General features: G+C 72.6%; 7 protein-coding genes and 1 pseudogene. 4 read left to right on the top strand and 4 right to left on the bottom strand.

Annotated elements, in window-relative coordinates:
- A partial coding sequence (locus B7P34_RS39015) for an extracellular solute-binding protein (RefSeq protein WP_223268457.1) occupies positions 1–2,351 on the top strand: 2,351 nt, incomplete at its 5' end.
- Positions 2,352–2,409: 58 nt separating this feature from the next.
- Here B7P34_RS39015 and B7P34_RS32550 read toward each other — a convergent pair.
- A complete protein-coding gene (locus B7P34_RS32550; RefSeq protein ID WP_106681771.1) occupies positions 2,410–4,260 on the bottom strand; it encodes a hypothetical protein in 1,851 nt (616 codons plus the stop codon).
- A 187-nt stretch (positions 4,261–4,447) separates the two neighbouring features.
- On the bottom strand, positions 4,448–7,321 hold the full coding sequence (locus B7P34_RS39525; protein WP_106681770.1) for a D-alanyl-D-alanine carboxypeptidase: 2,874 nt from the start codon (positions 7,319–7,321) through the stop codon (positions 4,448–4,450).
- 2 nt (positions 7,322–7,323) lie between these two features.
- Here B7P34_RS39525 and B7P34_RS32540 point away from each other — a divergent pair, with 2 nt between their 5' ends.
- From B7P34_RS32540 to B7P34_RS32530, 3 genes are all read left to right on the top strand, one after another.
- Positions 7,324–8,361 (top strand): GOLPH3/VPS74 family protein, encoded by a 1,038-nt coding sequence (locus tag B7P34_RS32540; RefSeq protein ID WP_353620288.1) that lies wholly within the window; start codon positions 7,324–7,326, stop codon positions 8,359–8,361.
- A gap of 416 nt (positions 8,362–8,777) precedes the next feature.
- Complete coding sequence (locus B7P34_RS32535) at positions 8,778–9,665, top strand: helix-turn-helix domain-containing protein (RefSeq protein ID WP_223268456.1); 888 nt, start codon at positions 8,778–8,780, stop codon at positions 9,663–9,665.
- Positions 9,666–9,843: 178 nt separating this feature from the next.
- Complete coding sequence (locus tag B7P34_RS32530) at positions 9,844–10,059, top strand: DUF397 domain-containing protein (protein WP_223268455.1); 216 nt, start codon at positions 9,844–9,846, stop codon at positions 10,057–10,059.
- 192 nt (positions 10,060–10,251) lie between these two features.
- Here the strand turns inward: B7P34_RS32530 and B7P34_RS32525 are convergent, their stop codons facing one another.
- Both B7P34_RS32525 and B7P34_RS32520 read right to left on the bottom strand, forming a co-directional pair.
- On the bottom strand, positions 10,252–11,361 hold the full coding sequence (locus tag B7P34_RS32525) for an ADP-ribosylglycohydrolase family protein (RefSeq protein ID WP_106681767.1): 1,110 nt from the start codon (positions 11,359–11,361) through the stop codon (positions 10,252–10,254).
- A gap of 65 nt (positions 11,362–11,426) precedes the next feature.
- Positions 11,427–12,372, bottom strand: a pseudogene (locus B7P34_RS32520) (hypothetical protein); the annotation flags it as partial.

Here is a 12,372-nt window from a genome sequence, read left to right as displayed (position 1 = left end):
GAGCAGCACGAACGGCCGGGACAGGAGCCCCCGGAGCCGGCCCCGTGACCGCCCCCGCGGCCGCCCCTCACGGCCCTGCCGGCCCGGCCGGCCCCGCGGGCACCGGGCCGTGGCCCGGCACGCGCCCCTGGCTGATACGCCGCCTGACCGTGCTGCTGACGGTGACCGCGCTCACCTGCGGGGCCCTCGTCACCGCCTATTACGGCGTGAGCAGGGGCGCGGCCGACGTCCCCGGCCGGACCGTCCCGGCGATGGGCTACGTGGACGCCACGAGCACGGCCCTGCGGGATTCGCTGGAAGCCGCGAAGACCGCCCTGCGCAGCCCGGGCGCCAGGACGGTCGCGGCGGCGGAGGGCGCGGGCGAGGAGTACCGCGCGAAGATCAACTCCGCCTTCGGGAGCCTGCAGAAGGCGAACGCCACGACCGTCGCGGACAACGGCCGGAACATCCTCGACACCACCACCGGCCAGGTCTCCTCGTACGACTACCTCATCGAGCAGGCCGCCCGCAGCCAGGCCGACGAGAAGCTCCGCGACGCCTATCTGCAGTACGCGGAGAGCACGCTCAAGCGCGACAGGAACGGCGTGCTGGCCCGGCTCAGGACCGTCCAGGACGAGCAGGCCGATGTGCTCAGGGCGCAGACGACGCCCGGCTGGCTGCTGCAGCTGGCCTGGGCCGCGGCCCTCGCCCTGTGGGTCGCGCTGGTCTGGCTCCTCGCCGACACCCAGGTCTTCCTGCGCCGCCGCTTCCGCCGCCGCTTCAACGGCCCCCTCGCGGGGGCCACCCTGCTGGTGGCGGCCCTCGTGCCGGTGCTCCTGCCCGCCGCCCTGCGGCTGCAGGACGACCTCGACTGGGCCCGCGCGGCGGCCCGCGGCGACGCCTCGGGCAGCACGGGCCCGGAGGCCGTGCGCGACCACATGGCGGCCGCGCAGTGGCTGACCACCGTCCCCGCCGGGATCCTCCTGGCCGGGATCGTCGTCGCCGCGCTCGTCGTCATCGGGCTCCAGCCCCGCATCGAGGAGTACCGCTTCGCGCGGATCCCGCAGAACCCCGGCCGGCGGATCCGCTCCTTCGAGACCGCGACGGTCCTGCTCGCCCTGTGGCTGGTGCTGCTCGCCGCCGTCGGCGCGGGCGACACCGTGCGCCCCGAGCACCGCGGCCGGATCAGCGTCCTCGCCTCGTGGACCGACGCCGAGGAGACCCGCTTCCGCAAGGTGCTGGACGCGTACGCCGCGAAGTACCACGTCCACGTCGACTACCAGGGCACCACGGCCGTCCGGGAAGTGCTGCTCTCCCGGCTGAACGCGGGCAACCCCCCGGAGGTCGCGATCCTGCCCAGCCTCGGCGAGGTCGGCACGTACGTCGGCTCGAACACCCCGCCGCGGGAGCTCACTCCCGTCCTCAAGGACGCCCTGGGCCGGTACGGCCCGCTGTGGGCGCCGCGGTTCGGCGGCAAGGTCTACGCCGTCGCGGTCAAGGCCGACCTCAAGAGCATCGTCTGGTACGACCCCGCCCGCGGCCAGGGGCCCCGCACGCTGGCGGCCCGGGGCGGTGGCGAGTGGTGCGCGGGCATGGGCGGCGACGCCACGTCCGGCTGGCCGGGCACCGACTGGATCGAGGACATCCTGCTGCAGCAGAGCGGCACGGAGGCGTACGAGAAGTGGGCCCGGGGCGAGCTGCCGTGGACGGAAGGGGCCGTGCCCCGGGCCTGGGAGGCGTTCGGGGACATCTTCACGAAGGAACCGGCGGCGGCCGCCCTGCGGAACGACTGGGGGCAGAAGCTCCTCGCGTCGAAGCAGTGCGCCCTGCAGCACCAGGCCTCGTTCGTCCGCGACGACCGCTACACCGGGCACGCCGCCTTCACGTCCACGCGCGAGGTGCTCCCCGGCATCGCCCGCGGCCCCGCCGCCTCCGAGGTGTCCGCGGACTTCGCGACGCTGTTCGCGAAGAAGGGCGAGCGGGCCGGGGCGGCCGAGGACCTGATGCGTTTCCTCACCACCGAGGAGGCGCAGAAGGTGTGGGCGCAGGTCCCCGACGACGAGCGGCGGAAGAAGATCACGACCAACCCCGGCCGCCCCTTCTTCGTCACCAGGGGCGCGCCCCGGCCCGACCCCGGCGCCGAGCGGGTCAACGCGGCCGTCAGCACGGCGCTCGGCGGCCCGCAGCCCAAGTGCCTGGACGCCTCGGACGCGATGCCGCTCCGGATGCGGTTCGCCTTCCAGCACGGCGTGCTGGACTACCTCAGCGACCCCGGCCCGGAGAAGCAGCGGCAGGTTCTGGACTACCTGGAGGGCGTGCGGAAGGAGCTGAAGGGCGCCCCGGGGGCCGCCTCGCCGCGCGTGTGCGAGTGACCGGGGGCTGGGCGGGTACGGCCCCCGGCCGGGCGGGCGTGACTCCCGGCCGGGCGGGCTACTTCGCCAGGTCGTCCGGGCAGCCCGTCCCGCGCGGCAGCTTGTAGCGCGCCACGATGTGATACGTGCCCGCCTTCGGCGCGTGCAGCAGCGTCCAGTCGTCCTCCGGCCGGTCCTCGCGGGCCTCCTGGACCTCCTTGGACAGGCAGCCGTTGACGTTGACCGGCGGCTCGCCGCGCGGCCCCGCCTTCGGCGGCTGGACGTCCTTGCCGTCCTCGTCGACCAGGCCGAGCCACGGCGAGTACGGGATGCGGATCAGGACCGGCCCGGCCTTGTTGACGGTGATCGTCAGACCCTCGGCGTCCGTGCGCTCGACGACCGCGGGAGGGTCGGCGAGGGGGGTCGGCGACTCCACCTCGAACAGCCGCCAGTTGTCGTCGGACCACACCTCGCGCAGGTACGGCTGGCCCTTGGTGACGAGCTTGGCCTCGTCGACGGCCGCGTGGTCCGGCTCGCCGGCGGGCAGCACCACGTAGTGCACGGCCCAGCGGTCGAGCCAGGCGCGGTAGGTGGAGGGGGTGAGCCGGCCGGGCTCGTAGAAGAGCGGGTTGCGCTCGCGGTCGGCCTGCCGGTTCCAGCCGCGGGCCAGATTGACGTACGGGGTGAGGGCCGAGGACTCGCGGTGGCTGCGGGCCGGCACGACCTCGACGCGGCCGCGCGCCGCGTCGGCCTGCTGCAGCCGGTGCACCAGGGGCGCGAGCTCGCGCGCCCAGGACGCGGCGGGCGTGGTGTGCATGATGTCGCCGATGGAGACGGCGAGCTGCCAGATCGTGCACGTGGCGAGGGCGGCGACCAGCGCCGTCCAGCGCAGGCCGCTCTTGAGCAGCTCGGCCGGGCGCGGCACCTTCAGCTCCGGCAGGGCGGCGACCAGCACCGTCCCGCCGAAGATCATGCCGAGCCGGGAGACGTTGGTGCCGATCTGGGAGGGGATGAGCCAGACCAGCAGGACGGCCAGGACGTAGAGCGCCGAGGCCGTCCGGACGGTGCGCCACTCCTTGGGGACGAACAGCACCCCGAAGATGCCGCTCAGCAGCGGCAGGATCGCCGAGACGAAGGCCATCGGCTGCTGGCCCGAGAACGGGAACAGCCACGCCGAGAGGCCCACCACGACGGCCGGGGAGACGCCGAGGGCGTACGCCGCGGGGCGGCGCTTGCCCAGCCACAGGGCGGCCGCGACGAAGCCCACGAACAGGCCGGCGACCGGGCTCGACGCCGTGGCCAGCGCGGCCGCCAGCGCGGCGAGGCCGGCGCGGCCCCAGCGGTACTTGCCCTCCGAGCGCCAGCGCATCGGCCAGGCGAAGATCACGGCGACGGCCGCCAGGCCGAACATCGTGCCGAGCCCGAAGGTGACCCGGCCGGAGATCGCGTTGCAGGTCAGCGCGAACGTGCCGTACAGGGCCGGCACGAGCGGCCGGCGCACCACCCGGCTGCGCACCAGCAGCAGGGCGAGGAGCCCGGCGGAGAGCGTGCCCGCGATCATCATCGTGGTGCGGACGCCGATGCTGGCCATCAGGTACGGCGAGATCACGCTGTACGAGACGGGGTGCATGCCGCCGTACCAGGCGAGGTTGTACGCCGAGTCGGGGTGCTGGCCCACGAACTCCGCCCACGCGTCCTGGGCGGCCAGGTCGCCGCCGCTGTTCGCGAACACGTACACCCACACCACGTGCGCCACGGCCGCGACGACCAGCGTCGTCAGCACGGGGCGGCCGGCCAGGGCGCGGCCGGTGCGGGTCAGGCGCTCGCGGAAGGCGGAGGACGGCGGTGCTATCCCTGCGGGGGTGCGCCCGTCCTGCCGGTCACCCGGCTCGTCCGGCTTGTCGGCCCGTGCCGGGCCCACGGTGGTCACTGCGGCTCTCCCCGTCTTCCCCCGAGGTCTTCCCCCATCGTCACGCTGTCACGGACTTGCGGGTAGCGCACGGCGCGGCGCCGTGCTCAAACTCTCGCGACGCTAGCACGCCGCAGAAGAACGGCAGGGGCGGCGACCGCCGCCCCTGCCCACGTCGTCCTGCCCGGCTCAGCCGAGACGGGCCGGCTCAGCCGAGACGCGTCAGCTTCGACCCGAAGCCCGGCTCGGCCAGCGCCGACTTCAGCGCCACCGGCACCCGCACCTGGCCCGGGCCGCTGCCCACGGTCAGCATGCCGACCTCGGCACCGGACTTCGCCGCGTGCGGCAGCTTGTGACCGCCGTCGTTCAGCGCCAGGTCCACCGTCAGCCCGGACCAGCCGACCGCGGTGACGTCCTTGGTCGCCACGACCGGGGTGCGGCCGCCGAGGCCGTCGTCCACGGCACCCACGACGTCGCCCTTCTTGACGACCGTCTTCGCCTCCAGCGCCTTCTTCGCGGACTCGATCGCGTCCTTGGTCGCCGCGACCACCGAGTCGATGATCGGCGTCTTGTGCTGCGCCAGCACGGCGCCGATGATCAGCTGCGTCGTGCCGCCGATCTTCTTCTCCGCGGCGAAGAGCAGGTTGCCGCCGGCCGCGGTGGTCGTGCCCGTCTTGATGCCGGTGCCGTACAGCGGAACGATCGGGTTGAAGTTCTTCTGCTTCTCGCCGTTGCTGTCGATGTACTCCGTCAGCCCCGAGATCTCCCGGAAGACCGGGTCCGCCATGGCCTTCTTCCCCAGCTTGACCAGGTCCTTCGCGGTGCTCTTCGTCGTCGCGTCGAAGCCGCTCGGGTCGGTGAAGTTCGTGTTCACCATGCCCAGCTCCTTGGCGGTGTCGTTCATCTTCTTGACGAACGCCTCCTCGGAACCGGCGTCCCAGCGCGCCAGCAGCTTGGCGATGTTGTTCGCCGACGGCAGCATCAGCGCTTCCAGCGCCTCGTACTCCGAGAGCTTCTGGTTCTCGGTCACCCGGACCAGCGACTCGCCCTCCGGCTTGCCCTTCTGGTAGTCGCTGACCGCCTTGGCGTCGACCGTCATCAACGCGCCCTTCTTGTCACCCTTCTGCATCGGGTGGTCGCGAAGGGTGATGTACGCGGTCATCACCTTGGTGACGCTCGCGATCGGGACGGGCTTCTCCTCGCCGTACTCGCCCAGGCTGCCGAGGCCGTCCACCTCGACGTACGCCTGGCCGGACGTCGGCCACGTCATCTGCGCCTTGTCACCGTCGAACTTGAACGACTTGTTCGCCGTGAGCACCAGCTTCGGCTCCGGCAGCGGGCGGAACGCCTGCACCACGCAGAAGATGATCGCCAGCAGGATCACGAGCGGGGTCCAGATCTTGACCCTGCGCAGGACCGTGCGGACGGGCGTCTCCGGCGGCGGAGGCGTGTTCGTCAGCTGCGCCAGCAGGTCCAGCGGCGCGGCGGGAGCGGCCGCGGCGCCGCCGTCCGGCTTGGGGGCCGGGTCCTTCGGCGGGGCGACGCTGACCGGTATGGCCGGCTTGGCGGGGGCGCTCGCCTTGGCGGCGGGCGGGGTCGCCTTGGCGGCGGGCTTGGCGGCGGGCTTGGCCGGGGCGGTCTTCTTGGCGGCTTCGTCGGACTTCAGCGGTACGAACTGGCTGGTCCGCTCGGAGTCGGAGTCCTCGCGCGGGGCGGGCTTGGGGGCCCCGGTCTTGGGCGCACTGGTCTTGGGCTCGGGCGCCTTGGGGGCCTTCATCAGCGCGGTCGGCTGATCGTCGGCGGAAGGCTCGGCGGCCGGCTTGCCGGAGGCCTTGGCAGCCGCGTCGCCCTTGGGCCGGATCGCGCCGAAGACGGCGGTGGCCTGGTCGGCGGGCGCGGCGGGCTTGCGCTCGCCGTCACCGGAAGGCGCGCCCTTCGGCGCCGCGGCCTCCCCGTCCTTCGGCCGGACCGTACGGAACACGGCGGTGGCCTGGTCGGCGGAGGGGGCGGGCTTGTCCTTGCCGGGGGCGGGAGCCGAACCGGAGGCAGGGGCGGAGGGGGCCTTGCCCTTGCCGTCGCCGTTGCCGTTGCCGGACGAGGAGCCGTTCGCGGGCTTGGCGACTTCGCCGTCACCGGCGGCGTCATCGGCCTTGGGCCGGACCGTACGGAAGACGGAGGTGGCCCGGTCGACGGGCGCGGCGGGCTTGTCCTCGCCGGAGGCGGAGTCCTTGCCGTCGCCGTTGCCGGACGGGGAACCGTTCGCCGGCTTGGCAGCCTCGCCATCGCCCGCGGCGTCGTCAGCCTTGGGCCGGACCGTACGGAAGACGGAGGTGGCCCGGTCGACGGGCGCGGCGGGCTTGTCCTCGCCGGAGGCGGAGTCCGCGGCGTCATCGGCCTTCGGCCGGACCGTACGGAACACGGACGTGGCCCGGTCGACGGGCGCGGCGGGCTTGTCCGCACCGGAAGCGGAGTCCGTACCGGAAGCGGAACCCTTGCCGTCGCCGGAGGGCTCGCCCTTCGCGGGCTTTGCAGCCTTCGCGGCAGTCGTGGCGCGATCGCCGGAAGCCGGGGCCTTGTCCTCTGCCCTGTCCTCGGCCTTGTCCTCGGCCTCGCCGGAAGCCGCACCCGCCCGCGCAGAGCCCGCGCCCTTGCCGGCGGGGCTGCCGTTCACGGGCCGGTCACCGCGGTCGTCCTCGTCCTCGTCCTCGTCCTCGCTCTTCGCGCGCGCGGACGCGCCGGACGACCCGGCCGCACCGGACGAGCCGGCGGACTCGCCGGCCTCATCCGATCCGTCCTCGTCCGTTCCGGCCACCCACGCCGCCACCGCGGCCTTCAGCCGCGCGTCGCCGCCGGCCGCCGCACGGCCCGAGTCGGCCTTTGCGATCGCATCGGCCTCAGCGGGCGCCGCGGACACTTCCTTACGGCCGCCTTCGGCGGCATCCGCGGCATCGGCGGCATCCGCTTTCCCGGACGGCTTTCCGGAGGATTCCCGGAAAACCCCGAGTCGCGGGTCGTGCTCGCCGCGCGTCGTCTCCCCCGACGACTTCCGCTGCTCCGACTTGCCGGGGGACTCGCCCGCCACCGATGCCTCCTCGAAATTCCCACGCGATACGCCACCGCGGGGTGCACCGCACCCCGCAGGCCGAACCTTCTCAAACGCTTACCAGTGTCCTGTGTCGCAGCCCCGTCACCGCGCAACCGCACCGCCAGAAGGGATGGACCGGGCTCACCGTCGTGCTAGACGAGACGACATACCTACCGGTTCCCACCCGAAGCCACCACGCACTCTCGACAGACCAATGTGAGAGGGGTCACCCTGTCAGTCATCCACGCGGGGAGGCATGGATGGGCAGGAGCCGCAGAACAATTCCGGAGGAGCTTCTGCTGCTCGCTTTGGACCCGGCCACGGGAACCACGGCGCAGCCGCAGTCGCTCGACCTGGGTCTCGCCGGGGCACAGCTAGTGGAGCTGGCTCTGGCTGGACGGATAGCCCCAGACGGGGATCGTATCGCCGTGGTGATGCCGCGGCCGACAGGAGATCCGACGCTGGACACCGCGCTCGAACTGCTGCGCCGCCGCGGCAGTCCGGTCCGCGCCGTCCACTGGATCGGCGGGCCCCGGCTGGGGCTGCGCCAGACGTACCTCACGCACCTGGAGCGGTGCGGCATGGTGCATGCCGTGGCGGGCCAGATGTGCGGGGTGCTGCCGACGACGCGCTACCAGGCGACGGACACCGCGATCAGCCGGGAGATCAGGGCCCGGCTGGACAGCGCGATCCGCACCGGCGTCCCGCCGGACCCGCGGACCGCGGCGCTCGCCGCCCTGGCCCACGCGGTGGGTCTCGGCAAGCACCTCTACCCGGGCAACGAGGGGCGGTCGTCCCGCTCCCGGCTGCGGGATCTGATCAGGCACGACCCGATGGGCGGCCTCGTGGCGCACGCCGTGATGGACGTGCAGAACGGCGTCGCGGCGCAGCCGCGGCGGGCCCCGGCGGCAGCCGGTTCCCCTTCGGGCGGCCACGGCGGCGGATCCGGGCGGCGGACGTCCGTCCGCGGCGGAGCGACGGCCGGTCAGCAGGCGTCCCAGGGGGCGCCCGTGATGGCCCGCGCCGGCGCCTCGTGAGGGCCCCGCACATGCCCTTGGGGAACAGCGCGACGCACCACAGCACGTTTGCGTAACACTCCGGTTCGACCGCACGGCAGCGCATCGCACGACAGGGCGCCGCATCGCATGACAGCGCACCGCACGGCAGCGCACGGCACGGCAGCGCATCGCACGACATCCGCATCACCCTCAGAGCTCGACCGACCGCAGAGCAGTTCCCCCGGCCCGGTTCGGGAGCCGCGATATCGCGCGGGGTGGTGGTCCGGCCGCCCGGGACGGCGGCCCGGTCCACCACCCCGCGCACATGCACGGGACGATGCACGGTCCGATGCGGCCGGCCCCGGCAAACCGTTCACCGCAGGCGGACTCTGTGTCGCATTTTCCAGCGCCGCCCCGGCATGTGGTGGCAGGCTGCGAGGTCAGGAGACAGCAGCATGACGGAGCCGGAGGTGCGTCCCGTGGCGTCCAGTGTCAATCCCACCGTTAGGCGGCGCCGCTTGGGGCAGGAGCTGCGCAAGCTCCGCGAGCTCAAGGGCATGACCGCCGAGGAGGTCGCCGAGCGGTTGCTCGTCTCGCAGTCGAAGATCAGCCGGTTGGAGAACGGCCGCCGCAGCATCAGTCAGCGCGATGTGCGCGATCTCTGCGGGGTGTACGGGGTCGAGGACCACCGGATTGTCGATTCACTGATGCAGATGGCCAAGGAGTCGCGCCAGCAGGGCTGGTGGCACGCCTTCGGCGACATTCCCTACAGCGTCTACATCGGCCTGGAAACGGATGCGGCCTCACTGCGCGTGTACGAGGCATCTCTCGTACCGGGTCTGCTCCAGACGCCCAATTACGCGAGCGCCGTGACGGAGGGTTCCTGGCCCGAGGCGACGGCGGCCGACATCGAGCGCCGCGTGCAGGTGCGGATGCGCAGGCAGGAGCGGATCACCGATCCGGAGAATCCGCTGCGTCTTTGGGCGGTCATCGACGAGTCGGCGCTGCGCCGGATCGTGGGCAATCGCGAGATCATGGCGGAACAGATGCGGCAGCTCGTGCAGTTCAGTCTGGAACCGCACATCACGGTGCAGGTGCTGCCTTATGACGTGGGCGCGCACCCGGGCATGTACGGGAAGTTCTCCATCCTGGAGTTCAATGACCCGCAGGACGCGAGCACGGTCTATCTGGAGGGGATCACCAGTGATCTCTACCTGGAGAAGCCCAACGACGTGCAGACCTACAGCGTGATGTACGAACATTTGCGAATGCAGGCCCTCAACGCGGAGCACTCCCGGCAGTTCATCGACCGGGTCGCGGCGGAGTGGGCGGCGGAGGCCTGAGCGACGGCGCCGCACGGTACACCCTCTGCCAGTCGCCCGGGAAGGGCGTTCCCGAATATGCCATCCGGTCGAGTGAATGGGCCGTTCATCAGGTGATGTTGGCGCGTAACGTCGGTCGCACCTCGGGAAACCGGCGTTCCGACCGGCGTTTCTGATCAAGGCACATACTCACCAAGGCATGGGAGCAATCATGGCCATCCAGCAGGGAAACACCACGTGGCGCAAGTCCTCGTACTCGCTGGCCAACGGCGACTGCGTGGAGGTCGCCTCCCCCCTCCCCCAGTCCATCGCGGTCCGTGACTCGAAGGACCCTCAGGGGCCGATTCTCGGTTTCGCGCCGACCGCCTGGTCCGCGTTTGTGACGACCGTTTCCCGTCGCGCATACGACTTCTGACGAGACCAGTCGATTCAGCGTCTTCCTCGTCCTCACCACTCCTGAGCAGTGCGCACAGAACCCCCTCGGCCGGTCCGTCGTCCCGGCCGAGGGGGTTCTCGCATGTGCGGGCGTGTACGGGCGTGCGCGGGTGCACGCGACCGCAGGGGTTGTGCGATCGCAACTGCCGGAGCACACCGCGCAGTTGAGCCGCTACGCCAAGGGGTAGCGCTCCGTCCACGCCGTGGACGTCACGTCCGGGCCGTGCAGGTGCGCGCCCTGGGTGAGCTCCATGGCGAAGTCGTCGGCGAGTTCGGCGATCTCGGCCCGCCCCTCCAGCTCGGCCAGCAGGTCCACCGGCAGCGCGGTCTCGCCGTGCAGCGCGCCCAGCAGGTTGCCGCAGAGCGAGCCGGTGGAGTCGGAGTCACCGCTGTGGTTGACGGCGAGCAGCAGCCCGTGGCGGATGTCCTCGGCGACCAGCGCGCAGTACACGCCCATGGCCAGGGCTTCTTCGGCCACCCAGCCCTGGCCGAGCCCTTCGAGCCGCTCGGCCGACGGCGCGCCCCGGCGTACGGCGTCGAGCGCCTGCCGCAGCGCCGCCGTCGTCTCCTCGCTCCCTGACCACCCGGCCAGCAGGCCGAGCGCCTCGTGCACGGCGCCCTCCAGCGTCCCGCCGCGGACGATGCCGTGCACGATGGCCGCGAAGGCCGCCGCCGCGAGGACGCCCGAGGGGTGGCCGTGGGTCTGGGCGGCGCACTCGGCGGCGAGGTGGAAGACCTGCGCCGGCTCGCGGTCGACCAGCAGGCCGAACGGCGCCGACCGCATCACCGTGCCGCAGCCCTTGGACTCCCGGTTCTTGGGCGCGGTGAGGGTGCCCATCCGGTCGTCGTCCAGCCCGGACAGGCAGGCGTTGCCCGGCGCCCGCCGCGAGTAGAGCCACTCCTGGCGGCCCAGCCTGCCGAGCGCGGGGTCATCCAGGTCAGGGGCCTCGTACCGCTGGGTGGCACGCCAGCGCAGGTACGCGCGGTGCACCTCCTCCGGCGCGCTCCCGCCGCCGGAGCCGCCCCGGATCGCGGCGCGGATCAGGCCGTCGACGGTGAAGAGCGTCATCTGGGTGTCGTCGGTGACCGCGCCGCGCCGCCCGTAGGCCCGTACGTAGTCGCGGACGCCGGCGGGCCCGTGGTGGTCGCGGATCGTGCCGAGCGAGTGGAACTCGATGCCCGCGCCGAGCGCGTCACCGATCGCCCCGCCGAGCAGGCAGCCGCGGACGCGGGCGCGGAAGTCCTGCTGCTGCGCCCGGCTCCACAGTGCGGTGGTGGTCATCCTGGACCGGCCCCCTTCGTCCTTCGTCCCTCGAACTTCGAACTTCGTCCTTCGCCCTCGTCGGCTCAGCCCTTGAGCGGGCGGACCGTCTTCATGATCTCGTCGATCCGGGACTCCGGCAGCGCGCCGGAGACGCCCTGGTCGGCGTACACGATCCAGCTGCTGAAGTCGCCGCTGGGGAGCTTCCACACGATGCTCTTGACGATGGCCGTGGGCGGCACGCACGGGCTGGGGCGGTTGAGGACGCGGACCTTGGCGGTCGCGGTCCAGCCGTCGATGCCGTTCTGCTTCCACGGCTGGGCCTGGCTGACCTCGATCTTGGGCTTGTTGCCCAGGCCGCCGTACGCGAAGACGCCCCAGTTGCCCGCCCAGTTGCGGGCGTTCTCCTGGATGCTCAGGGAGGCGTCGCCGCCCGCCGTGCCGACGGTGGCGAGCTGCCCCTTGCCGGCTTCGCCGACCGCGTTGGGGTTGGCGGACGAAGCGCAGCCGCCCTCGGTGAAGTTGGCGGTGTCGCGCATCGAGATCTGCGGCTTACCGGACGCGTCGGTGTACGCGAGCATCGTGTCCTGGGGGAAGACCTTCCACTTCTCCCCGGTGCCGGGCACGTCGTACTGGAGCTTGTGCTCCTTGCTGGTCTGCGTCTGCCAGCCGGCGGGCGGGGCGGCGGGGGCGCCCGCACTGGCGTCGGGGCCGGAGGGCTGCTGCGACTGCCCCTGCTGACCTTGCTGGCCCTGCTGCCCCTGCGCCGGATCGCCCGAGGGCTTGGCCTGCCCGCCGGCGGCGACGTTCTGCTTGTCGTCCTTCTTGTCGTCGCCGCCCTTGAGGAGGAAGAACGCGCCGCCGCCGATGACGGCGAGGGCCACGACGCCGCCGACGACGGCGAGCAGCGTCTTGTTCTTACCGCCGCCGCCACCGCTCGGCGGTACGGGGGCGGGGGCCGGGGCGGGAGCGGGCGCCGTCCAGCCGCCGGGCGGCGGGGGCGGGGACGCCATGCCGGCCGGGCCGCCGGGA

Origin of the sequence: Streptosporangium nondiastaticum, from assembly GCF_003011965.1 — a bacterium.
GTDB classification, from domain to species: domain Bacteria; phylum Actinomycetota; class Actinomycetes; order Streptomycetales; family Streptomycetaceae; genus Streptomyces; species Streptomyces nondiastaticus.
The sequence above is the reverse complement of the archived record's forward strand: the minus strand, read 5'-3'. Positions and strand labels throughout refer to the sequence as shown.